This is a genomic window from Paraburkholderia sediminicola (assembly GCF_046027825.1).
Taxonomy (GTDB): domain Bacteria; phylum Pseudomonadota; class Gammaproteobacteria; order Burkholderiales; family Burkholderiaceae; genus Paraburkholderia; species Paraburkholderia sediminicola_D.
Genome location: NZ_JAQQDU010000008.1, coordinates 136,030 through 158,590, shown reverse-complemented (window position 1 = coordinate 158,590; position 22,561 = coordinate 136,030). Strand labels below are relative to the sequence as shown.

Below are 22,561 nucleotides of genomic sequence, written 5' to 3'. Positions count from 1 at the left end.
GACGGTTAGTTGCGTATGGAAAATCAACATTCCTCAGTATGGTGAGCTTTTTCGGGAGCAAGCGTGTGCCACCATCTGATGAGTGGTCCGGCACTACAGTGTGAAAACACCAATAAGGATGATTTACCAGCGAGAACGCAATAGTCGTTTCTGAAGAAGCGTTCGTAGATCACGGCGCGTATCGGTGACCACATGAATGTAAATCGTGTCGTCGCGCACCTCATATATAACCCGATTCTGGCCACTCAACGCTTCCCGGAAATTCAGACCGCCGAAATCTGAAAGCTCCGCCGGGACATAACCGCTCTGCGGGAACTGCTGGATATTGCCAAACGTGACGGCCAATTCCGCGGACGTTTGCTTCCACGTCTGAGCACCGAAGCTTTTGAGGATGTAGCGGCGCAACTCCTTCGTATCCTCCTGCGCCTCGTCGAGAATCAGGAGCTTGAACTTCGTCTGCCCCATCAGCGGTTTTGCTCCTTCCGGTCAAGGTCGTCGAGCTCAGCCAGAAGCGCATCGGCATCCTTGAATTTTCCCTGCTCGATGTCCTTCTGGCCTAAGGCCAGGATCTTGAGCAGCGCCAGCGTTTGCTGGGTGTCTTCGTAGCTTTGCACGTCCTGCACGACGAGCTTCGCCTCGCCATTCTGCGTAATGAGCAGCGGCTCGCCAGAAGCCGTCAAATCCTTGACGATCTGCGCTGCGTCGCTTTTCAGATAACTGATTGGCTTTACGTGGTCTGCTAGGCGCATGTGTGATTCTCCGTTCATTTCCTCACTAAAACCGAATATAGACTAAATTCGGTTTTATGCAAAGTCCCTGAATCAGACAGCGGCCACCCGTGATCTGTCGCCGTGATGCTCGATTTTCCACCCGCAAAATACGCTGCAGTTCACAACATTCGTCGGTCGCCATGAATGTGCCGCCCTCGCCGCGCGCGTCACGGGCGATACAATGCACTGGTCGGCGGGTCCCACGCGTGCAAGTGGCGGAGCCAGCAGACAACTGGGCTGCAATCGACAGTGCCATATTTGAACTAAAAAGATCACAAAAAGTGATCACTTTAATTATGACGAGCCATCCTATCGGGGACGGTCCACCTGCGGAATGGCGCGGTTTTTCGTGAAGACCTGTGCCATCTGAACGCTAGTTTCGCCGACTTGGATATCCCGCTGCGCGTCCTATACTGAAAGGGAGCCGCGCGGAAGCCGGCCCCTGAAGCAGAAGCGGACGAGAAATCGTTCATTGGGGCGCGGTAGCGGGGCCACGGAAACGCCTGCGTGAATAGCGCGGGCGTTTTCTTTGGAGCCCTGATGAACGCTACGCCGCAAGTGTCGGTATGTTCACCAGCGCTGATCTTACGGGTCCCAGGCCATTCAGTGGCATTGTCTCGAGCCCGGGTCCTCTCTAATAGGTGCGAAGTGTGGATACGTCCGCATGAGGTATCCCCGTGATTTCAATGCAGATTACGACGGTAGGCCATTTCAAGCCCGACAAGGTTTTGCGTACCGGCCCGCTTTAAACATTGATGAAAATCAGATAGTTGCTGTTTGCCTTTTCTGGTGCTGACAAGCGCGACAGCGCGTCGCATGAAACTCTCCCGCGCCCGCCGGAAAGCCTTGTGTAGTCGGGCTTCGCGGCGAGTCGAGCAATCAGCACGTGGTCAGCACGGTGTCGCTGGCAGATCCGCCGCCAGCGGGCGGTGCGTCTGTCTGGTCGGGATGGCAGGTGAATCTAGCGCTGGAAAACCCGTTTTCGAGCGATTGTCGACAGACTATCCGTGTGTAGTGTCCTTATCGCCACCAAACCGGCCCGGGGGGGACCCAACCTCGAGGCCGTCAGCCGTCATCGGAGACTCAACAGGAAATTCGTCACGAAATGGCAGACGTATTGCTCTACCTCGTCCGCCTTGCAGACAAGCTTGATGTCGACCTCTATCAAGCCTGTTTGGAAAAAATGGCATAACCAGATGGCCCCCAATGCGTCAAGTGTTGACGTGCCGAAGCGCCGAAATCAGTGCGCGGTGCCAAAAAACGCTTCCGCGCCTTCGGCCGGCGTGAGTCCAACTCTGAAATAGCCTTCGAGCCGTTTAGCCGTCACGTCGTTCAGAAGGAATGGCGGGCGGACGAAACCGACCGAAACGGCATGGTCGTACCATGCCAGCACCCATGCACGCAGACCTAAATCGTCCTGCGAAAGTCCATCCGACATGTCTTCAGCCATGCGCCGACTCCTTCGCCATGATCTCGCCGTCTTCCGGCAATGCGGCGGCGCTCATCGAAGGACGAACGTCTCCGGGCGGAAACACATGCCAATTTCCGTCGCCGTGGCGAAATAAAAACAGGGCGAGCGCCCCCCCGGCCGTTGCACTTCGATGCATACACGGCGAGTCCTGCCAGATCGCGAGCGATGTATCGACAGCACCCGGACCGACTGGGGGCTTTGCGTACCCAGCAGCTTTCCAACCAGTCCACGCAACGATTTTTCGGCCACGATTTTCTGCGCTCCACGATGCAAGTGAATTCATCGTAAAGCGCCCTTGGCGGCGGTTCAGTCGGGAGCAGCGGATAGTTCCCTAAGGGAACGCTGATTCGTACGTCAGGATTTCCCTAACCCAACCTCTACACCGACCAATACGGCGTCAGTTATTCGGTGGCGAAGCCGTGTCTGATCGCATAGCGCGCCAGTTCAGACTACCCTGAGCCGCGCCAACAGAGAAAACACAAGCGGAACATAAGGATTTCCTGACATGAAGTTCAGCATCGACCGGCCTTTCTTTCCTGATGTCCTGACGGCGCTGCGACAAGTGTCCACATAGGATGAACCCACTTGAATCGTTTTGTTCCTGAGCGTCGCCATGGTTCCGTATCTGTCTGAGCGAGAAAATGCGGTTGAGCATATCAACGCGGTGTGCATGCACCTGTTCGATCTGTGGTGCGAAAGCAGAAGCGTCGTGCCACTGGCGTGTTTGTTAAAAGGCTGGCCGCTGACGAACAGTGATCCGGATGCCATCCGGTGCCTCGGTAACGCGCTACGCGACCTCAGACGCCATCCTCTGCACGACGCCAACGGCCCGTCATTTCAGGAACTCTGCGAATTATCGGATTGCGTCGAGGACCTGCTTGCCCTGTCGTCCATGGCAACGTGAGCGATGAACAGCGGGTAGCGTGAACGGAGCGTGCGCTGCGTGGCAGCGTAAAGTCCGATTCGGGTAAGCAACGTATTGGCAGCGTGCCCCTATGATCTGCGCAGACGCAACGGCGCAACTGTCCGTGACGGTGTCAGCTCATCCAGTACTCGCGCGGAATTCTGCGGTCCGCTTCGGAGAGGTAGGGATTGTCCAGGTGGAAGGTCTTCCGGGACGCAGGCCTGGTGCGAGCCAGGGCATCCTGAATGTAGGGATGGGAGTTGAACAGTCTCAAGTAAGTGCCATCGCGATATGCCTGCACGAGTCCCTTCGCAATCGTACTTGCCAGGGCTTCCTGACCCGTCGCGACATAAAAAATGAAATCGGATCGATACTTCAGCATCAGACGGTTCTCAACCACCAGATCAGGCTCGCGGTGCTGGCGCGCCTCGAGTTCGGCGAACGCTTCGACAATACCTCGCGGAAAATAGTCGACCCGCCCGTTTTGTGTCATCTCGAACATCGTTTCGTAAGTCGAGGTCTGAACATCCAGACCCGCTGCTTTCAGGATATCGGTGTCGATCCACCCTAGCCCCTGACCGCACGTGAACGCCTTCAGATCGGCAAAGCGCTCGATCTTGTCGAAATCCTGTTGCCGGTCCTTTCTTATGACGAACACCCGATAGCCAATCAGCCCACGGTGTATTGGAATCCGGACCACGTTCAGTCCGCGTTCGGCTGCCGCGTCCATGCTGGTCCAGTGCAGATTGATCGCATTGCGGCCGTTCTCAAGCTCGGCGAGCGCCCGGCCACGCTCCATGACGTTGTCGGCCTGCCGCACCGTATAGACGGCATTCGCCGTTTTCATCGCCAGATCGAGGACAGCGAGCGCAAATGCGGCATGGACATCACCACCCGGAGTAATGCGCGGATAGACGATTTCGAAGGGTTCTGCCGGCCTGGCGCGCGCACCGAGTGTCACGCCTGCGGCACCCAGCGCAGCCAGTACAAAGCGCCTGCGATGCATAGATGGATGGTTTCCTGACACGGAACTCTTTACCTCAATGACTCACGCCCGTCACCAGTTGCAGTGGCGTTTCAATGACCCGCGACAATTCGTTCTGCTTTGTCTGCTCGGTGACAGCCTTCAACGCCACGTCGAGGCCGAACACAGCTTGCCGTTCGGCAAACTGATTCATCGTCGCAAGCACGCGGCCGTCGGCAAGCAGCGGCTTGATCGCATCGCTGTCGTTATACCCGGTGACATACACCCCGCCGGTTCTCCCCGCATCGCGAATCGCATCCACCGCCCCCATTGCCATATTGTCGTTACCGCACATCAACGCACGGATTTGTGGGTAGTCGGCTAACATCTTCGACGCAACGTCCCGTCCTTTTCCATAGTCCCAGTCGCCTGCTTGTATGGCGACGATCTGCATGCCGGCCGCGCTCATCGCATCCTTGCTGCCGGCTGTGCGTTGCTGCGCATTACGGTCAGCGGAAATGCCTTCGATGATCCCGACCTGATCGCCCGCCTTGAGCCGCGTCGCAAGATAGTCGCCCACCTGCTTCGCGCCGTTGCGGTTATTCGGGCCAACGAAGGGCACGGAGATATGGGCGGCATCCTGCGACGCGTCATCAAGTGGGTTATCGATCGTGACCATGATGATGCCGGCCTTGATCCCTCGCGCCACGATCGCGGTCAGCGCCTTCGAGTCAGTCGGCGCGATGACGATCGCGTTCATCCTGGCCTTGATCAACTCGTCCACCATGCGGATCTGCGCGGCAGTGTCGCTTTCCGTTGCCGTTCCGCGAATCGTCAAGCCGAACTGCGACGCATAGTGCTTCTGATAATTCCGCGCAGCGTTCGCCATCGCTACCGTGAACGGATCAGACAGCGACTTCAACACGAGGGCGATCTTCAGCGTGCCGCCCTGCATGGCGTCGACACGAGCCGCACCTGTCAGACCTGCCGCAGCAAGCGTGCCGGCAACCAGCACACGGCGGCGCATCCTCTGCGTCATTGAGTTCCTCTCCTTAGACTACGCGGACAAATCATTGCCTTGCGTCCCTGCACAAACGGATCAGACCGCCGCCAACGCCGCTGCGTCCTGATCGCCGGCACCCGTTAGCTGCCGCAAACCGGAAGCGATTTCGTCGAATGACGGCCGGCTGCCGATATCCTCGCTCAAGCACTGTTCTTTCAACGTCACCAGCTGCGTTGCGATGTCCGCTTCCGTATCCAGCCAGTCGCATCGATCGATCAACTCCTCGAGCAGACACCCATACGCCCTGACTTCGAGACGCTGCAACGCCGCGCTGAGGTCTCGATCATCGGTAGCATAGAACGACGCCGCGCCAAAATCGCCCAGCAACGCGCGACCCTGCCCACAGTGCAGAATATTGTGTGCGTACAGATCGCCATGCATGACACCTTGCCGATGCAGATGACACGCCGCCGATGCCATGCCATAGGCAATGCGTAACGCCGAGGCTAACTCGAAGCGCGTATCGGCCCCGTAGATGTCACGTGTGCATGACTCGAGGCTCGGTGGTCCGGCAAGGTTCGTGAACTGCGGATCGATCAGCTCCATCACCAGACCATGTGCGCCCGCCGGATGGTCCTTCACCTTACCCACCACCGGAATCAGGTTCGAATGATCGCCTGCACGAATGCAAGCCGCCATCTCGCAGTCCGGCAATCCATCGCTCGTCACCGCACCCTTGAACAACTTGACCGCCACCGGCCGGCTCGCATGGTTATGATGAGCAAGCAGCGCCGCACGGTAAATGACACCGGACGCCCCCTCTCCTAACTGCTGCTCGAGTTCCAATGCGTCCCATCGGATATCGGCAATCGGCGTATCGACCAGTGCCGCCGTCTCCAATGCTTCGCTGAGCGGATTGCCGGCGAAAGCCAGCCAGGCAAGCCGCGGAAGGCGCGGCAACCACGCAGGCAGTCCGCTGAGCTGATTCGCCGCGAGACGCAGCAGTTCGAGCCGCGAGCAGGCGGCCAATTCCTCGGGCAGCGTGCGCAACCGGTTACCGGCAAGCATCAGTTTCTGAAGTTGCGCGCACGCGCCGATTTCTGGCGGCAGGGCTTCGATTTCGTTGTCGGTGAGGATCAGCCAACGCAACAGCGGCGGCAGCGATTGACCCGAAACCTTGCGGATGCGGTTCGCCTTGAAGCCGACCATGCTCAGTTGCGAACACTGCCCGAGGGCCTCCGGTAATTCCGTGAACAGGTTGTCAGAAGCGAAGATGACGCGCAGCTTGCTCAAGCGTGGCAGATCGTCGGGCAGCGTCGAGAGCGCGTTGCCCGATAGATCGAGAATTTCCAGCGTGTCGGCCAGATCGAAAATTTCGCGCGGAAATTCGCTCAGCCCGCACGTCAGTTTGAGCCGGCGCGTACCCGACAGTTGTCCGGTACGCAGTTGTTCGAGGGTGGTTGTCACAGTTGTAGAGAAGATATCCGATTGCCGGTTGCCGGTCAGCGATGCGCCGAGGGTATCAATTCTACTGAGTCGCGGGCCCTGCGCGGAATTGGATAGCAAGATCCGGCGTGACCTCAGCGAGGACGAGGGTTAAGCTGTCAGGTATCGGAGCTATCGCACAGCGAGTTCGCAGCCTCACATCGAGCCATTCCAGCCTCCAGCCAGCCAGGAAACACGCAACGTGACATACGCATACAAATTAATGGATTCACCCGTCGGTGAGCTGAAACTCGTCGCAAACGGGAACCGGCTTGCCGCCATTTTGTGGGAGAACGACAAGCCGAACCGGGTGCGTCTGCCGGAGATCGTTGAAGCGGATGACCGCCCGGTCCTGATCGAAACCGAGCGGCAACTGAACGAATATTTCGCAGGCACGAGAGACCGGTTCGATCTTGAACTCGACTTCCAGGGAACGGACTTCCAGAAGAAGGTTTGGGCAGCGCTCCTGACGATCCCGTTCGGTGAAACGCGCAGCTACTCCGACATCGCCACGCAAATCGGAAACCTCAATGCGGTGCGGGCCGTGGGCGCGGCGAACGGCAGAAATCCGATCTCCATCGTCGCACCGTGTCATCGCGTGATCGGCGCGTCCGGCGATCTGACCGGCTTTGCAGGCGGATTGACGAACAAGATGTTTCTCCTCTCGCTCGAGGCCGGGCAGACTTCGCTGGAAACGGCAGCAGATTCGGCAGCGACTGCGGCTTCCGGCGCCGCACCGGCAACGACCGGCCGCGAAATGCCGCTGAAACCGGCACGCCCAGCACCAAGCCGCGGGACGCAGGCCTCGTTGTTCGGCAACTGAGCCGGTTCGAGGTCCTGCGGTGGCCTCATGCAGTGGCCTCATGCAGTGGCCTCATGCGGTAGCGTTGAATGCCTCGTGATAAGTGCCATCGCCCGCCGGCCAGGCGCCGCCGAATGAAATGACCCGAAAGTACTCCGGAGGTACACTCGGCAAGTCATTTCAACAATACTTGAAATATCAAAACGATCGGCGTATCGTTTGCGCCATGGACTCGAACCTCGTTGTACGCGCCCTTGGCGCGCTTGCTCATGAGTCGCGGCTGGCGATCTTCCGTTTGCTGGTCGTGGCCGGCCCGGATGGCATGGCCGCCGGTGAAATCGCGCAGCAGCTCGGGCTTTCCCCATCAAGCCTCTCGTTCCACCTCAAGGACCTGTCACATGCCGAACTGGTGAAACCGCGGCAGGACGGGCGCTTCATCATCTATTCGGCGAATTTCGATGCGATGCCGGGCCTGATTGCCTTTCTGACCGAAAACTGCTGCGCCGGCGCACCATGCGTCGCGAGCGATCTCCCCGGCTGCTGCGAAAAATGAGCACCACCAACACCGTGGCGCGCGGCGCACGGCCGGCGATTGGATTCTTCGAGCGTTATCTAACCGTCTGGGTGGCGCTGTGCATCGTATGCGGCATCCTGCTCGGGCAGCTACTCCCCCAGCTCTTTCAGGCAATCGGCCGCATGGAAGTGGCACAGGTCAATCTTCCGGTTGGCGTGCTGATCTGGGTGATGATCATTCCGATGCTGGTCAAGATCGATTTTGCCGCGATGACACAGGTGAAAAGCCAGTGGCGCGGTATCGGCGTGACCTTGTTCGTGAACTGGTTCGTCAAACCATTTTCGATGGCGTTGCTCGGCTGGATTTTCATTCGGCATCTGTTCGCACCATGGCTTCCCGCAGATCAACTCGACAGCTATATCGCCGGTCTCATCCTGCTTGCCGCCGCGCCGTGCACGGCGATGGTGTTCGTCTGGTCGCAACTCTGCAAGGGCGACCCGTATTTCACGCTATCGCAAGTGGCGCTCAACGACGCCATCATGATTGTGGCGTTCGCGCCGCTCGTCGCCCTCCTGCTGGGTTTGTCGGCGATTACAGTACCGTGGGACACGCTGATCACGTCCGTCGGCTTGTACATCGTCATCCCCGTCATCCTCGCGCAGTGGCTGCGTCGCCATCTGCTCACCAAGGGCGATGCGCATTTTCAGCAGGCGGTCGCCCATCTCGCGCCCTATTCGATTAGCGCCTTACTCGCAACGCTCGTACTGCTGTTCGCCTTCCAGGGGCAGGCAATCGTCAAGGCTCCGTTCATCATCGCAATGCTCGCGGTGCCGATTCTGATCCAGGTGTTCTTCAATTCCGGCCTCGCTTATCTGCTCAATCGCCGGCTCGGCGTCGCGCATTGCGTCGCGGGTCCGTCGAGTCTGATCGGTGCAAGCAATTTCTTCGAGCTCGCGGTGGCCACGGCCATCAGCCTGTTTGGGTTTCATTCGGGCGCGGCGCTTGCCACGGTGGTCGGTGTACTGATCGAAGTGCCGGTGATGCTGCTGGTGGTTGGCGTCGTCAATCGTTCGCAGCGCTGGTACGAGGCAAAACACAGCGTCAAAGGACAACGAGGACAGCAAGCATGAGCGTCACCATCTATCACAACCCGGATTGCGGCACCTCGCGCAATACGTTGGCAATGATTCGCAATGCCGGCATCGAGCCGGAGATCATCGAGTATCTGAAGAACCCGCCGGATCGTGCCACGCTGAAGGACCTGATCGTACGCGCCGGCCTCACGGTGCGCGCCACGCTGCGCAAGAACGGTACGCCCTATGCCGAACTCGGCCTCGCGGAGATGTCCTTGAGCGATGAGCAACTGCTCGATGCGATGCTGGCGCATCCGATCCTCATCAATCGCCCGATTGTGGTCACCCCGCTCGGCGTACGTCTATGCCGCCCCTCCGAGGTCGTTCTCGATATCCTGCCCGCAGCGCAGCAAGGGACATTCACAAAAGAAGACGGTGAGCACGTCATCGATAGCGCGGGACGGAGGGTTCGTTAATGTCCGGAGATCTACCCAACGTCAGCGGCCCACATTTCCACACACCGGATCTGCAACAACTCGAACCGCACACGATTTCGCAACATGCCCCGCGAATTCTGCTGCTGTACGGGTCGTTGCGTCCCACATCGTTCAGCAAGCTGCTTACACTCGAAGCCGAGCGCATCCTGCGTCAATTCGGCGCTGAAACACGAGTCTTCGATCCGCACGGCCTGCCGATCACGGACAGCGTAGCGGCCGATCATCCGAAGGTCGTCGAACTGCGCAAACTGTCTGAGTGGTCAGAAGGACAGGTGTGGTGCAGTCCGGAGCGTCACGGCACGCTTACGGCCGTGTTCAAGAATCAGATCGACTGGCTGCCGCTCGAAAGCGGCGGCGTACGCCCCACACAAGGACGCACGCTCGCGGTAATGCAGGTATGCGGCGGTTCGCAATCGTTCAATGCCGTCAACGCGCTACGCGTGCTGGGCCGCTGGATGCGGATGGTGACAATCCCCAATCAGTCGTCGGTGGCGAAGGCATACCAGGAATTCGACGCCAACGGCCGGATGAACCCTTCTGCCTATTACGACCGCCTCGTCGACGTGATGGAGGAACTGTACAAGTTTACGTTGCTGGTGCGCGACCGCTCGGACTACCTGACCGATCGCTACAGCGAACGCAAGGAAGCGCAGCCGGAACTCGCGAGCGCGTTGGCGGCCACCGCAATGGATCACGAGGCAGCGAGTGCCAATGCCGACACCGACGACAACGAAACAGAATGACGGTGGCGGCACTCGGCAGTGCTAACCCTGGCGCTCGCAGCGCATAAAGCTCCTATTCTTAAGAGGCCCTTTGGGCATCAACCAGGAGGATGACATGCGCATGCTACTCAACGTACATATACCGCACGAGCCGTTCAACACGCTGGTGCGCGATGGCACTGCCGGCGAAGTGATAGGGAAAATACTTGAAGAAATAAAACCGGAAGCCGCCTACTTCACCGAGCAGAACGGAACCCGCGGCGCGGTACTCATCGTGAACCTCGACGAACCATCGGGAATTCCCACACTCGTAGAACCATTTTTTCTGAAGTTCAACGCCAACGTCGAGATACGCGTCGTCATGTTGCCGCAGGACCTCATGAAAGCCGGGCTGGAGAATCTCGGCTCAAAATGGAAGTAGCGCATACGTTCGTATCAAACGATGGACTTGCCGTCTGCGGTTCATAAGACGCGCCGCAGATGGCAGCGCAGCAAAGGCGCAAACCTGCGCCGGGATCAACCGAGTTCGAATGACGTCACACCAAACACGCGTTCGATCTGCATAGCGGGCGGTTCCTGCGTGTACATCCGCGCAGTTTCAAAGACGCTTGTCATGCCATGCCGCTCGGCCAGCGCAACGGCAGCGGGATGGGTCTCCGGCACATCGAGGACGATAACCTCGCCCGGCATGCGCGCCGCCAACGCATCGAACAGATCGTCCGCGATCTCTTCACTATCGGCGAAGAGCGGACCGATCTTGCATCCCGTTCTGCAACGCCGCAGTACGCCGTAGCCTGCAACCTGACCGTCGCGAACCGCCGCCAGCGCGATGGCGCCAGGTTGTGCGAGCCATGCTGAGAGAAAACGCTCACGCGCGGCAGGAAAGCACTGGCGATCGTAGTCAAACAACTGTTCGAACGGGAGCGCCGACGCATTCAGAATGGTCGACCGCGTCGCGCCTTGGGCGCGGGCCTGAACGACACCCTGAAAGCGAATGTTGCGATACGCAAGCCGAAAGCCGGACTTCCTGTAATTCGCCTGTTGAGCGACGACGCCGTCCAATCCGACATTGCGGTTGCGCAGATAGTCCATACCGTGCTGCCAGACGCGTATGCCGAAGCCTCTGCCGCGAAACGCCGGCTTCACGATATACAGACCGATAAAACCGAAGTGCTCGCCGTAGGCAACTGCGGATATGCAGGCAACCGGTTCGCCTCGCCACGCTCCGATAAAAAAGCCGTTAGGGTCACCGGCACGAAAGCACTCGGCATCATGCAGACCGGGATTCCATCCTTCCGCCGCCGCCCATTCGACCGACAACGCTACGTCGTCTGCCGACATGGTGCGCACGATAAAGTCGTCATGCTTGTCGGGATTCGTCACGATCGCCTCGTCCACTGCGCTTAAAAAATAGCGACTGCTGCCGTGGCCGCCACCTGTCCGCCGAGGGCGATATGCGCCTCGACCGCACCCTCGATGAAGTCGCGGCTCACGCCGGGCACCAACCTCAATCGCTGCGGTCTAAGCGTTCCCTAAGGTTCGCCCGCTAAGATCGGCACACGATAGTCCGGCGTGCCGCATGGCCTGCACCGGTCGAATCCGGCGATTGCAGGACCCGCGCAGCGCTCACTGCCATGGCATCGGTCTGGCAACACGCCACCCTTGATAACACGTCTCAAAAACCTCACTGCATGAATTCACTCGAAGCATACAATCACGCGCTCTTTCTGATGATCAACGCCACGCCATCGACGCCCACCTGGCAAATCGATGTGGGGCGCTCAATCGCTATTTACGTCGTTTATCTCGTGCCGCTGGCGCTCATCGCGATATGGCTCTTCGGCGGCGAGCGTCAGCGTGAAGTCGCCGTGCGCGCGTTTTGCGTGACCCTGGTCGCCCTCGGACTGAGTCAGATTATCGGTGTGGTTTGGCCACATCCCCGGCCTTTCGTAATCGGAATCGGCCAAACGTTTCTGGAGCACGCGCCCGACTCGTCGTTCCCGAGCGACCACGGTACCTTCTTCGCCAGCATCGCATTGACCTTGTTGCTGGGTGGCGTGACACGTTACGGCGTGGCGATCCTGCTGTCCGGTCTCGCGGTGGCGTGGGCGCGCGTGTTTGTCGGCGTCCACTTCCCGCTCGACATGGTTGGCGCCGTCGCCGTGGCATGCGTGGCGTACCTGTTGGTCGCACCGCTGTGGCGGCTGGGCGGCGCTATGGTGACACGCTGCCTTATCACCGTGTACCGCAGGCTGCTGGCGTGGCCGATCGGGCGCGGCTGGTTGTCCTCATAGGCCGATGTCAACACGCGGGCCTTTGCTTCGGAGCTTCGTAGTTAGCCAGTTTTGTTGTCTGTGCATGATAGCCCGGCGCTACCGCAAGCGTTCAAGCCTGCGGTAGCGCTCAGAACGCCGCTAGCGTCCTGCTCGCCGCTTGCCGGTTACTTCCAGAGCGTTCGACCAAAGAACGTCAGCGTGCGGTCCCAGGCCTGCTGCGACCAGACCGGATCGAACTGGGTTCTGGAGATACGGCCCGGCCCGACGGCCGTTTCGTTAGCAAACCCGTGGTACGCGAGATAGCGATGAAACTCGACGTCGACATGGGCCGCGGTGAGCTTGGCTTCCAATGCGTCGACTGTTTCAGCCGGGAAGAAGGCGTCCTGGGTCGCCCAGTGACCGAGAACGGGAACCTTGATTTTCGATGCGTCGATGTACTCGAGCGGGGGGAAGCCGTACCACGCCACCCCGGCCGACACTTCAGGGATATTGCATAGCGCGAGCCACGTGAGCGCGCCACCCATGCAATAGCCGGTCACGCCGACGTTCGCCGCATGCTGCTTCAGATACTGGACGGCACCCCGAACATCCTGCGTGGCGGCATCGCCAAAGTCGAGCGCGCTCAGCAAATGGTTCGCTTCCGCCTCTTCAACCGTCGACTTGCCGCGGAAGAGATCGGGCACCAGCACCTGATAGCCGGCCAGCGCGAGCCGGTCCGCCACGCCGCGAATCTGGTCGTTCAAACCCCACCACTCCTGAATCACGACAATGGCGGGTGCGCCCTCCGATTTCTCCGGTTTGGCCAGATAGCCCTGGACATCCTTGCCGTCCGGGCGGCTAAACGTGATCATCGATCCTGCAGTCTGTTTCATCAGTTGCTCCTCAAAGTAGGCGAAAGCGCCAGCATAGCGCCAGTGTGGCAAGTTCTGCTGGGCGCCGGCCAGGCAGATCAAGACGGATCGCCCTTCCTGACCGGGTCAGGAAAACCCGGCCGGCTCAGCGAGGGCGCCCTCATTCAGGCCATCTGGACGACCGGAAGAATCCGTCCCCACACGGCAACGATTGACGTTGGCCAAATCGGCCGCTCGAACTCATACTGGCTCTTACACGTCGCCGCCGGTTCAGATCACTCATGTTCGCCCTCAATCACATAAATGGCCTTCGTCGATCCAGATCAAGCGACCGTATCAAACTGTCTGTGGTGCTCGCCGTCATGACCGGCGCGCTGTTGAGCCCGGCCTTCGGCAGCGCCGCCACGTCCGATCCGTCGACCGTTGCCGCGCACGCCGCCCCGACTCACGTGCGCATTCTTCGCGTATCCGGGGACGTGGTGAGAGACGGCCGGTGGGCCTTTCTTATTGCCGCGCTGAACCACACCGTCTCCACCTACGGCCCCTACGTCATCGACGCCTATTTTTCACCGATGTCGGCCCAGCGCGAGATCGACGAGGTGATATCGGGCCGCCTGATCAACGTCATCGCGAGCGAGCCCGGACACGCAGAGCTCGACAGCGCTGCGATTCCGGTGCCGATTCCCATCGACCGTGGCCTGCTCGGCTATCGCGTGGGCCTGATCAATCAGGGCGAGCAGGCGAAGCTCTACACGATCCACGACCTCCAGGGGCTTCGCACACTCAGCGTGGGCCAGGGGCAGGATTGGGGCGATGTCCCCGTCTATCGCGAGGCCGGCGTGCCACTTGTTACCGCAAGCCGTTATGACCTTCTCTTTGCGATGCTGGCCGACCACCGCTTCGATATCTTCCCGCGCGGCGTGGTTGAGATCACGCATGAACTGAAGGCTTTTCAGGCGCGCTACCCCAACATGAGGATCGATTCTCACCTGCTGATCCGATACCCGTATGCGCAGTTCTTCTACGTCAGCAAAACCGACCCGCTGCTAGCGAAGCGGCTTGGAGACGGCCTCGAAGCCATGCTGAAGGACGGGAGTTTTGAGGCGTTATTCCGCGAACACTTCGCGCAGGGGATCGCCGATCTGCATCTCGAGCGCCGCGTGCTGATCGATTTGAAAAATCCCTTGCTCCCGGCCTGGGTGCCATTGGATCGCAAAGAACTCTGGCTCGATCCGTTCGACGGACAGAAACGGAATTGATTCGGGGGACTAGGGGCGGTAAGGATTTCCTGACCCAAAAATCAGGAAACCGGCCGCCGATAGTCCGGACTGCCTGACGGCGACACGTGGGCCGAGCGTTTAAAGTGGTCCATCGCAACCCATCGCCAGGCCAGCGTCATGACCAACTATATTTTGCCGCTCGAGCAAACAGTTGAAAGCATCGACACACTGTGTGGACAGCTATTCGAGCTTTGGTGTGAAGAAAGAAAACTGGTACCGCTCGCCTATCTTTTCCACTGCTGGCCATTGACCGGTCACGATGAGATTGCGATCAAGCGTCTGGCCGACGCCATGACGGATCTGGCCCGGTTCCAGCCGGGTAAGCTCAGCGCGCATGAGTCGATCATGGTCCGCGAAGTCATCGGGAACGCCCGCGAAGTTGTTGGTACGCCATTGCCTCGTGGCACCGCTGCCGCGAATGACGCGGGCACCCTATGGACGCGTGTGCGGCTCGCAGCCGCAGGGGGCCAAGCGCCGGGGGTTGCAGTAGCGGATTTCCTCGACGGCCCCTTATAGACCGCAATTCGGCTGCGAGTGCAAAATACACAAACAAGCATTACAGCACTCGCGGGGAAATATGGTGGTGAATAGCGTTGGTTCACTCTTTGCCCCACCCGGCCGATTCCGGCACAGCGTGGTTCTCAGGCTGCTGGCCACGGTGCTGCTATTCAGTTGCGCGGTAACGTTACTGCTAACCGCACTACAGCTCTATCGCGACTATAGCCGCGGCGTCGAACTGATCGAAACACGTCTGTCGGACATCGACAGAAGCAATCGCGACAGCCTTGGCGAGGGTCTGTGGCAGCTCAACCGGACTGAGCTTCAGCTTCAACTGAACGGCATCTTGCGGCTTGCCGACCTGTGCGCCGCCGAGGTTCGCGAGACCGATTCGAGCGCGACGCCGATGGTGGTGACGGCCGGCACGCGGATGAAGGGCGCCGTGATATCCCGTGAATTTCCGATCTTTTACCGTATCCACGGGGAACAGCAGCAGATCGGCACCCTCTATGTGCAGGCGACGCTCGCCAACCTCTATCAGGCGCTGACGCAAACCGCGCTTGTCATTCTGGTCAGTCAGGCTACCTATACGTTCATCGTTGCGCTGTTCACCATCTACATCTTCTCGCGCCTCGTCACCCGGCATCTCGCCACGATTGCCCGGCAGGTCGGCGAATACGATTTCCGTGCAGCGCCGAAGCCGTTCGTCCTGCCGCGCCGTCAGCCGCGCTGGCCCGACGAGCTCGATCGCGTGGTGACCGCGTTCAACAACATGGGCGCGCGGCTGCACGACGCCTATCTGGCCGAGCGCGACGCCGCGCAGCAGCGGGAGGCGCGGCACCTGGCAGAAGCCGCCAACCGGGCCAAGAGCGAATTCCTCGCGAACATGAGCCATGAACTGCGCACACCACTGAACGGGATCCTCGGCTATGCGCAGGTTTTGCTGCGCGACGGCAGCCAGAACGAGCGCCAGCGCAACGCGGTCGAAGTGATCTACCGTAGCGGCGAGCATCTGCTGACGCTGATCGACGATACGCTCGACTTCGCACGTATCGAAGCCGGCAAGCTGCGCATCGAGATGACCGATGTCTCGCTGCCGGGCGTTCTCGATGCGATTCGCGACGTCATCGGGATGAAGGCGGAGCAAAAGCGCCTGCGATTCTTATGCGAGCTGGCCCCTGACCTGGGCTGCGCGGTGCGGGCAGACGAACGCCGCTTACGCCAGGTGCTGCTCAATTTGCTGGCGAATGCGGTCAGATTCACGGATGCAGGGTGGGTTGTTCTGCAAGTCACCCGTGCGCCTTCAGGCGCGGTGCGCTTCTGCGTGCGCGACTCAGGCGTCGGCATCCCGGCCGACAAGCTCGGCAAGATTTTCCAGCCTTTCGAGCAGGCCGGCAGCCTCGACCGGCGCGCGGGTGGCGCAGGGCTTGGCCTTGCGATCAGCCAGCAATTCGTGCGCGCAATGGGCGGCGAAATCCGCGTGGAAAGCGTGGTCGCGCACGGGAGCGCCTTCTGGTTCGACCTCGCGCCGGCCTTTGTCGAAGCGCCCACGGCGCCGAGCGATTCGGCAACGCCGGCCGCGCGGCGCGCGACGGGCTACACCGGCCCGCGCCGCTCAGTGCTGGTGATCGACGACGAGCCCGTCAATCGCGCCGTCGTGGTCGAGTTTCTGGATCAACTCGGCTTCGACACCCTGGAGGCCGCCGGCGGTCACGAAGGACTCGTTCAGGCGCAAAGCGAGGCGCCCTCGCTCATCATGACCGACATTCTGATGCCGGAAATGGATGGACTCGAGACGACACGCAGATTGCGTCGATTACCGGGGCTTGGCGATACGCCGATCATCGTCGTATCGGCGAATCCTTCCTGGAGCGACGAGAAACGAAGCGCCGACGCTGGCGCGAACGCTTTCCTTTCCAAGCCCGTCGACTTCGACTGGCTGCAAGCCCATCTGGCGGACTTGCTGGTTCTAGAGTGGACTTACTCGCCCGTGACCCGCTCGCCCTCACCTGACCCATCGCGCGCGCCTGTGCTGCCCGATGGCGAACTCAACGCGCTGCATCGTCTCGCCCGTCTAGGCGACATGCGCGCGATCGCCGAATGGGCCGACAGGATGGCGGCGCTCGATGCACGCAATCTCGCATTGGCAACGGAGTTACGCGCACTTGTGAAAGGCTATCAGTCCAAGGCCATCCTGCTGCTCGTGGAGGAATATCTCGAGAGGAGGCCCAAGCCATGACTGACATAGCGCTCATGGCAGAGCCGGCCACAATTCTGGTTGTAGATGACGCGCCCATCAACCTCGGCGTCGTGGTCGACAGTCTCGAGAATCGGGGCTTTCGTGTGTTCGTTGCGCTTGACGGCGAGGAAGCGCTCGAACGTGCACAGTTTTCGCAACCCGACCTGATCCTGCTCGACGTGAAAATGCCGGGGATAGACGGCTTCGAAACCTGCCGCCGGCTCAAGCGCAACGAGCAAACCCGCGAGATTCCGGTGATTTTCATGACGTCGCTCGCCGATACAGACGACCTCGTCGAAGGATTCTCAGCGGGTGGCATCGACTACGTCACCAAACCGTTCCAGATTGCCGAAATGTTGGCGCGCATTCGCACGCACCTCGCGTTGCGTGCCATGAACAAGGCACTCCGTTCGCAGAACGACAGCCTCTCGAGCGAGGTGGCGGTCCGGCAGCAGGCGCAAGAGGCGCTCTCCCGCGTGCGCGATGAACTCGAAATCCGCGTCGTCGAGCGGACCGACCAGCTCGCGCGCGCGAACGCAAGCCTGCACGTCGAGATCGACGAGCGCAAACGAACCGAAACGAAACTCGTGTCAAGCGAGGCGCGCTTTCGCACGATCGTCGAAACGAGCCCAGTGCCGTTGTGCATAACGTCCATGCTGGATGGCCGGGCCCTGTACATGAACGGGCCGTTCCGCTGGCTGTTTGGTTTCGGCGCGGACGATTGCAGCGACACCTACATGGGCGACTTCTATGTCGATCCGACAGAGCGCGACAGAACGGTCGAACTGCTGCGCGCCGAAGGCGGATTCACCAACGCCGAAATCCAGTTCAAGAATGTGCAGGGCGAGCGCTTCTGGGCGGTGGCGACCGCTCGCATTGCGACGTTTGCCGACGCCCCGGCGATCTATGTCGGCCTCAACGACGTCACGGCGCGCAAACAGGCCGAAGAGAAATTGCGCGCCAGCGAAGCCAGTCTGGCGAACGCCCAGCGGCTGGCCAAACTGGGCGACTGGGAATGGAATGCGAGCGCCGGTGTGACGCACTGGTCTTATGAGATGTACCGGATCCTCGGTCTCGAACCGACGGGGGTGAAACCGAGCTATCGCACCCTGCGTGCGGCCATTCACCCCGAGGACCGGGCCGCTGTACGACAGGCCGTGCGCGCGGTGATCACCGACCGGCAGCCGCATTTCCTCGATTGCCGCCTGACCGGCGCCGACGGCGAGCCGCGCATCGTGCAGCTACATGTCGAAGCCTCGCACGAAGGCCCGGGCTACCCGCTCAAGCTGGTCGGCACGATTCAGGACATGACGGAACGCAAGCGTGTCGAACAGGAACTGCTCGAATCGCGCGAGCGGCTGCGCGAGTTATCCGCCTACATGGAGGCGGTTCGCGAAGAAGAAAGAAAACGGATTGCCATGGAAATCCACGACGAACTCGGGCAGTTGCTGACCGCGTTGAAAATGGATGTGTCGTTATTGCGGATGCGGCTCGACAGCGATTCGGAGGCCGCCAGAAAAACCGAAGACATGCGCGAACTGGTCGAAAAGACGATCTGGATGGTGCGCAATGTGGCCAGCCACCTCAGGCCGGCTGCGCTAAACTTCGGCATCCTGTCGGCGCTTGAGTGGCTCGTGGACGACTTCGTTCGACGTAATCGCATGCCGTGCCAGTTGTTGATCCATGGCAGCGAACCGGTCCTGCCGGATGCCCATGCAACCGCCGTGTTCCGTATCGCGCAGGCCTCACTCACCAATGTTGCGCGCCACGCTGACGCCTCGCGCGTCGACGTGACGCTGACAGGCGGCAACGGCGAGTTAGCCCTCCATATCAGCGACAACGGACGCGGCTTCGATCTGCCCACGGCGCGCCGGCGCTATTCCTATGGCCTGCTCGGAATGAGCGAACGCGCGCGGTTGATCGGCGGCACCCTGCATATCGAGAGCGCACCCGGCGCGGGCACGATCGTCTCCATTCACGTCCCGCTCAGGACAGAGAAAAAACCATGATAAAAATCCTCATTGCAGACGACCATGCAATCGTGCGAGGCGGCCTGAAGCAGATCATCGCGACCACCACCGACATGATCGTCGCCGACGAGGCGGCTGAAGGCGCCGAAGTGCTCGAAATACTACGCGCCCGCCGTCCGGACCTGTTGCTACTCGATATGACGATGCCGGGCATTAGCGGTATCGACCTGATCCGGCGCATCAGGGCCGAGTACGCCAGCCTGCCGGTGCTCGTGCTGAGCATTCACAACGAGGCCCAGGTCGTCTCTCGCGCCCTGCGCGCCGGCGCAACCGGCTACCTCACCAAAGACAGCGACCCGGAGGTCCTGCTTACCGCGATTCGCAAGCTGGCCGAAGGCGGGAGATTCATCGATCCGAAGCTGGTGGACTCGATGATCTTCGGCACTCACTCCGGCGACACCCCACCGCACGACATCCTGTCCGATCGTGAATTCCAGGTGTTGCAAGCCCTGGCTGCGGGAAAGAGCATCAACGATATCGCCGATGCGTTCGCGCTCAGCGCCAAGACTATCAGCACCCATAAAATGCGCCTTATGCAAAAACTGGGGCTCAGCAACAATTCAGAATTGATTCGCTACGCGATCCGCCATCACATTAGTATGGAATAGAGTTCAACTAAGGAAATCCCTACGGGAATATCAGGATTTCCCGACTACCGATGCGGCGACGCCCCAGTGACTTATTTTTTTTGCATACTTATGCTGGATTGAAGCTTTTGGTTTATGATCTCTCCCCAGCAAAGTCCGCCCACTAACGAACAAGCCTGTCCGGTGGTGCCTGGCAGGCAAATTGTTAAACTTTAGTGCGCGGCAAAGAGTTACCGAATTCCTTACGGTTATCCGTAAAATTGACTGATTAACGTCTCTCAGGTTCTGGCATGCAATCCTCGGACGCCAGAGTCTTTCCGGCCGACACACTGTGTCGGCTTTTTTTTGCCCGATTACTTACCGGAATAAAAATTTCATCCGGTTGAGTTTCAAAGCCATTAATTAAATAGAGAAGTTAAATCTCCCGCAAACCTTTGCAAGGTTAAATCTTTTCAGACAGGCGCCGTGATACGGCGCTAGATGGCGGACCGTGAGCGCGGTCTTTCCGATACCTTCTATCGGATCTGAAACTCGCGCATGAAATCGACAAAGCGTCGAACTTTCGCGGGGACGTGGATCGCATCTGGAAACACAGCGTAGACGCCTTGTTGCGGCAGCGCATAGTCCGGTACAAGTTGAATCAGACGCCGCTCACGCAGGTCGTCCGCGACAAGCCAGTCAGGCAGGATTGCCGCACCGCATCCCGCGAGCACCAGGGTCTGCACGGCGACTGCGGTATCCGCCTCGAGCGCCCCTTTGAAATGCGGTGTTTGCGTCGTCTTGCCGGTTCGCGACTCGGTCCATGTCAGGGGCGATGTGAACCCGGCATGCCCCACCCAGGCGAGTACCGCCAGGTCACGTGGCGTGACGACCGCCTCTTGTGCTCCAAGATACGCGGGGGTCGCCACGGGCAATGTACAGAAGCGCTGGATCGGCACCGCGCGCAGCGTGGAATCACGTAGCACACCAAGACGAATCGCAAGATCGAATCGGTCCGCGATGAGGTCGGCGTGATGCTGCGACGTCGAATATTCGATCCTCAACGCCGGATGAATCCTGCTGAATTCGGCAATCGCGGAAACGACATAACGCAGGCCGTATTCTGCCGTCGATGTCACGCGCAACGTCCCGGTCAGCGCATCCTGTCCGGCTCGGGCTTGCTGAACCGCCGCGTCCGCCTCGCCGATCAGCCGAACACAGTCGCTATGAAAACGCGCCCCGACCTCGGTCAAAGCGAGGCGGCGTGTCGTCCTCACAACGAGCGACACACCCAGTTCGGCCTCAAGCCGCTTCAGGTCCGCGCTCACCATCGCTTTGGTTATGCCGAGCGCCTGCGCCGCACGGGTGAACGAACCGGCATTGATAAGCGCCACAAAGCTGACGAGACGATTGAAGTTGACCATTGAGCGCGCTGTGCATTGTCAAATATTGATTGACAGTATATCTGCGCAACGCACGATATTCGATCCCAATGGGGCACCCTATAATGGCCCGGCCCTTAACGGCATTGCCGTCAATCCACGCTTGAGACCGAGGTCTTCATGAGCAGTCGCATCATCAATATTGATTCCGTCGAATTGCATCCGCTACCGCCCGACTATGCACCGACCGGCGATGCCGCGACCCGTTTCGCACCCCAGATCGGCATGTTGGGGCGCCACCTGGGGGCGGTTAAACTCGGCTATAACGTCATCGCATTGGCGCCGGGAAAGCGAGCGTTTCCATTCCACAATCACCGCGTGAACGAAGAGATGTTTTTCGTGTTGAGTGGACAGGGCGAGGTACGGATCGGTGACACGCTTCATCCGATCCGTGCCGGCGATGTGATTGCCTGCCCCGCCGGCGACACAACGACAGCCCACCAGATCGTGAATTCGAGCGATCAGGAACTGCGCTACCTCGCCATCAGCACGCAGCAGTCGCCGGAGATCTGCGAGTACCCGGATTCGAACAAATATTCAGCGATGCTCGAGGGTCCTGACGGCTTCAACGCGATCGGCCCTGGCGGCAAAAGCGCAGGCTATTGGGACGGTGAATAAAGGCGGGATTCGCCCCGCCAGTTCACATCTTGTGCGTCGACAGAAAGATGCTGGTTTCGGTGCTCGCGATTCCGTCAATCAAACGGATCGCGCCGAGCACCCGATCGAAGTTCTCCAGTGAGTCTGCCCGCAATTCGGCGATGAGGTCCCACCGCCCATTGGTGCTGTGAATGGTGGCAACGTTGGGATGGCCCCGCAGCACCTTGAGCACGTCAGCCGCGCGGTTGCCCTCGACAGCAATCGACATCAGCGCGCGAATCCGGTGCGCCTCGGCCGCCGGCTTCAGCCGCACCGTATAGCCCACGATCACGCCACTTTCCTCAAGACGCGTAAGCCGGTTCTGCACGGTCGCACGCGCCACGCGCAATTGCTTCGCAAGTGTCACTACGGGCATGCGTGCGTTGTCACGCAACAGCGCGATGAGCTGCCTGTCGATGTCGTCGAGATTGATCATGGTGGTGACCCGTGTGGCCGGCGACGGCGTTTTCGCCGTCCGCACGTTACCTGGTAAAGCCTTGGCACGGCAATGTACAAAACGCCATTTCAGCTGAGCATT

At 59.9% G+C, this 22,561-nt stretch carries 24 protein-coding genes and 1 pseudogene; 15 read left to right on the top strand and 10 right to left on the bottom strand.

What is annotated here, in order from left to right:
• Positions 1 to 123 precede the first annotated feature (123 nt).
• Both PQQ96_RS06845 and PQQ96_RS06840 read right to left on the bottom strand, forming a co-directional pair.
• Entirely contained in the window at positions 124 to 465 is a 342-nt protein-coding gene (locus tag PQQ96_RS06845; RefSeq protein ID WP_408290242.1) for a type II toxin-antitoxin system RelE/ParE family toxin, read from the bottom strand.
• Complete coding sequence (locus PQQ96_RS06840) at positions 465 to 749, bottom strand: type II toxin-antitoxin system Phd/YefM family antitoxin (RefSeq protein WP_408290240.1); 285 nt, start codon at positions 747 to 749, stop codon at positions 465 to 467. The genes PQQ96_RS06845 and PQQ96_RS06840 overlap by 1 nt, the downstream gene beginning before the upstream one ends.
• 1,114 nt (positions 750 to 1,863) lie before the next feature.
• On the opposite strand from PQQ96_RS06840, the pseudogene PQQ96_RS06835 reads away from it, so the two are divergent.
• A pseudogene (locus PQQ96_RS06835) lies at positions 1,864 to 1,956 on the top strand (nucleotide pyrophosphohydrolase); the annotation flags it as partial.
• Between the two features lie 54 nt (positions 1,957 to 2,010).
• Here PQQ96_RS06835 and PQQ96_RS06830 read toward each other — a convergent pair.
• Positions 2,011 to 2,220 carry a hypothetical protein gene (locus PQQ96_RS06830; RefSeq protein ID WP_408290239.1) on the bottom strand — a complete coding sequence of 70 codons (210 nt, stop codon included), beginning with the start codon at positions 2,218 to 2,220 and terminating at the stop codon, positions 2,011 to 2,013.
• A gap of 634 nt (positions 2,221 to 2,854) precedes the next feature.
• On the opposite strand from PQQ96_RS06830, the gene PQQ96_RS06825 reads away from it, so the two are divergent.
• The gene (locus PQQ96_RS06825; protein ID WP_408290238.1) at positions 2,855 to 3,145 is read left to right on the top strand and encodes a hypothetical protein; all 291 of its coding nucleotides are present in this window, start codon (positions 2,855 to 2,857) and stop codon (positions 3,143 to 3,145) included.
• 133 nt (positions 3,146 to 3,278) lie between these two features.
• Here PQQ96_RS06825 and PQQ96_RS06820 read toward each other — a convergent pair whose 3' ends face one another.
• Genes PQQ96_RS06820 through PQQ96_RS06810 form a run of 3 tightly spaced genes read right to left on the bottom strand, consistent with a single transcriptional unit; the run spans position 3,279 to position 6,579 of the window.
• On the bottom strand, positions 3,279 to 4,151 hold the full coding sequence (locus tag PQQ96_RS06820; protein WP_408290236.1) for a transporter substrate-binding domain-containing protein: 873 nt from the start codon (positions 4,149 to 4,151) through the stop codon (positions 3,279 to 3,281).
• Between the two features lie 34 nt (positions 4,152 to 4,185).
• Positions 4,186 to 5,148 carry a substrate-binding domain-containing protein gene (locus tag PQQ96_RS06815; RefSeq protein ID WP_408290235.1) on the bottom strand — a complete coding sequence of 321 codons (963 nt, stop codon included), beginning with the start codon at positions 5,146 to 5,148 and terminating at the stop codon, positions 4,186 to 4,188.
• A gap of 60 nt (positions 5,149 to 5,208) precedes the next feature.
• Positions 5,209 to 6,579, bottom strand: a complete 1,371-nt coding sequence (locus PQQ96_RS06810) for a leucine-rich repeat-containing protein kinase family protein (protein WP_408290233.1) — start codon at positions 6,577 to 6,579, stop codon at positions 5,209 to 5,211.
• Between the two features lie 220 nt (positions 6,580 to 6,799).
• On the opposite strand from PQQ96_RS06810, the gene PQQ96_RS06805 reads away from it, so the two are divergent.
• The 6 genes from PQQ96_RS06805 (at position 6,800) to PQQ96_RS06780 (ending at position 10,626) form a co-directional block, all read left to right on the top strand.
• The gene (locus tag PQQ96_RS06805) at positions 6,800 to 7,420 is read left to right on the top strand and encodes a methylated-DNA--[protein]-cysteine S-methyltransferase (protein ID WP_408290232.1); all 621 of its coding nucleotides are present in this window, start codon (positions 6,800 to 6,802) and stop codon (positions 7,418 to 7,420) included.
• Positions 7,421 to 7,625: 205 nt separating this feature from the next.
• Positions 7,626 to 7,952, top strand: coding sequence for an ArsR/SmtB family transcription factor (locus PQQ96_RS06800; protein WP_408290257.1), 327 nt, complete (start codon positions 7,626 to 7,628; stop codon positions 7,950 to 7,952).
• Entirely contained in the window at positions 7,949 to 9,043 is a 1,095-nt protein-coding gene (gene arsB / locus PQQ96_RS06795) for an ACR3 family arsenite efflux transporter (RefSeq protein WP_408290230.1), read from the top strand. The genes PQQ96_RS06800 and arsB overlap by 4 nt, the downstream gene beginning before the upstream one ends.
• Positions 9,040 to 9,462, top strand: coding sequence for an arsenate reductase (glutaredoxin) (arsC, locus tag PQQ96_RS06790; RefSeq protein ID WP_408290228.1), 423 nt, complete (start codon positions 9,040 to 9,042; stop codon positions 9,460 to 9,462). Before arsB ends, arsC begins: the two co-directional genes overlap by 4 nt.
• Positions 9,462 to 10,226, top strand: a complete 765-nt coding sequence (gene arsH, locus PQQ96_RS06785; RefSeq protein ID WP_408290227.1) for an arsenical resistance protein ArsH — start codon at positions 9,462 to 9,464, stop codon at positions 10,224 to 10,226. The genes arsC and arsH overlap by 1 nt, the downstream gene beginning before the upstream one ends.
• 94 nt (positions 10,227 to 10,320) lie before the next feature.
• On the top strand, positions 10,321 to 10,626 hold the full coding sequence (locus PQQ96_RS06780; protein ID WP_408290226.1) for a panthothenate synthetase: 306 nt from the start codon (positions 10,321 to 10,323) through the stop codon (positions 10,624 to 10,626).
• Between the two features lie 95 nt (positions 10,627 to 10,721).
• Here the strand turns inward: PQQ96_RS06780 and PQQ96_RS06775 are convergent, their stop codons facing one another.
• On the bottom strand, positions 10,722 to 11,546 hold the full coding sequence (locus PQQ96_RS06775; RefSeq protein ID WP_408290255.1) for a GNAT family N-acetyltransferase: 825 nt from the start codon (positions 11,544 to 11,546) through the stop codon (positions 10,722 to 10,724).
• A 350-nt stretch (positions 11,547 to 11,896) separates the two neighbouring features.
• Between PQQ96_RS06775 and PQQ96_RS06770 the strand changes: the two genes are divergently transcribed.
• Positions 11,897 to 12,499: a phosphatase PAP2 family protein gene (locus tag PQQ96_RS06770; protein WP_408290225.1), complete on the top strand. Its 603-nt coding sequence runs from the start codon at positions 11,897 to 11,899 to the stop codon at positions 12,497 to 12,499.
• Between the two features lie 146 nt (positions 12,500 to 12,645).
• Here PQQ96_RS06770 and PQQ96_RS06765 read toward each other — a convergent pair whose 3' ends face one another.
• Complete coding sequence (locus tag PQQ96_RS06765; protein WP_408290223.1) at positions 12,646 to 13,353, bottom strand: dienelactone hydrolase family protein; 708 nt, start codon at positions 13,351 to 13,353, stop codon at positions 12,646 to 12,648.
• 260 nt (positions 13,354 to 13,613) lie between these two features.
• Between PQQ96_RS06765 and PQQ96_RS06760 the strand changes: the two genes are divergently transcribed.
• The 5 genes from PQQ96_RS06760 to PQQ96_RS06740 all read left to right on the top strand — a co-directional run bounded on the left by PQQ96_RS06760 (position 13,614) and on the right by PQQ96_RS06740 (position 19,987).
• On the top strand, positions 13,614 to 14,591 hold the full coding sequence (locus PQQ96_RS06760) for a transporter substrate-binding domain-containing protein (protein ID WP_408290221.1): 978 nt from the start codon (positions 13,614 to 13,616) through the stop codon (positions 14,589 to 14,591).
• A gap of 138 nt (positions 14,592 to 14,729) precedes the next feature.
• A complete protein-coding gene (locus PQQ96_RS06755) occupies positions 14,730 to 15,128 on the top strand; it encodes a hypothetical protein (protein WP_408290220.1) in 399 nt (132 codons plus the stop codon).
• 118 nt (positions 15,129 to 15,246) lie between these two features.
• Complete coding sequence (locus PQQ96_RS06750; RefSeq protein WP_408290218.1) at positions 15,247 to 17,349, top strand: ATP-binding protein; 2,103 nt, start codon at positions 15,247 to 15,249, stop codon at positions 17,347 to 17,349.
• Complete coding sequence (locus PQQ96_RS06745; protein ID WP_408290216.1) at positions 17,346 to 19,358, top strand: hybrid sensor histidine kinase/response regulator; 2,013 nt, start codon at positions 17,346 to 17,348, stop codon at positions 19,356 to 19,358. The genes PQQ96_RS06750 and PQQ96_RS06745 overlap by 4 nt, the downstream gene beginning before the upstream one ends.
• The gene (locus PQQ96_RS06740; RefSeq protein WP_408290214.1) at positions 19,355 to 19,987 is read left to right on the top strand and encodes a response regulator; all 633 of its coding nucleotides are present in this window, start codon (positions 19,355 to 19,357) and stop codon (positions 19,985 to 19,987) included. The genes PQQ96_RS06745 and PQQ96_RS06740 overlap by 4 nt, the downstream gene beginning before the upstream one ends.
• 494 nt (positions 19,988 to 20,481) lie before the next feature.
• Here PQQ96_RS06740 and PQQ96_RS06735 read toward each other — a convergent pair whose 3' ends face one another.
• Positions 20,482 to 21,369 carry a LysR family transcriptional regulator gene (locus PQQ96_RS06735; RefSeq protein WP_408290212.1) on the bottom strand — a complete coding sequence of 296 codons (888 nt, stop codon included), beginning with the start codon at positions 21,367 to 21,369 and terminating at the stop codon, positions 20,482 to 20,484.
• A 138-nt stretch (positions 21,370 to 21,507) separates the two neighbouring features.
• Between PQQ96_RS06735 and PQQ96_RS06730 the strand changes: the two genes are divergently transcribed.
• On the top strand, positions 21,508 to 22,005 hold the full coding sequence (locus PQQ96_RS06730; protein WP_408290211.1) for a cupin domain-containing protein: 498 nt from the start codon (positions 21,508 to 21,510) through the stop codon (positions 22,003 to 22,005).
• 22 nt (positions 22,006 to 22,027) lie between these two features.
• Here PQQ96_RS06730 and PQQ96_RS06725 read toward each other — a convergent pair whose 3' ends face one another.
• A complete protein-coding gene (locus PQQ96_RS06725; RefSeq protein WP_408290209.1) occupies positions 22,028 to 22,459 on the bottom strand; it encodes an Lrp/AsnC family transcriptional regulator in 432 nt (143 codons plus the stop codon).
• Between the last annotated feature and the right edge of the window lie 102 nt (positions 22,460 to 22,561).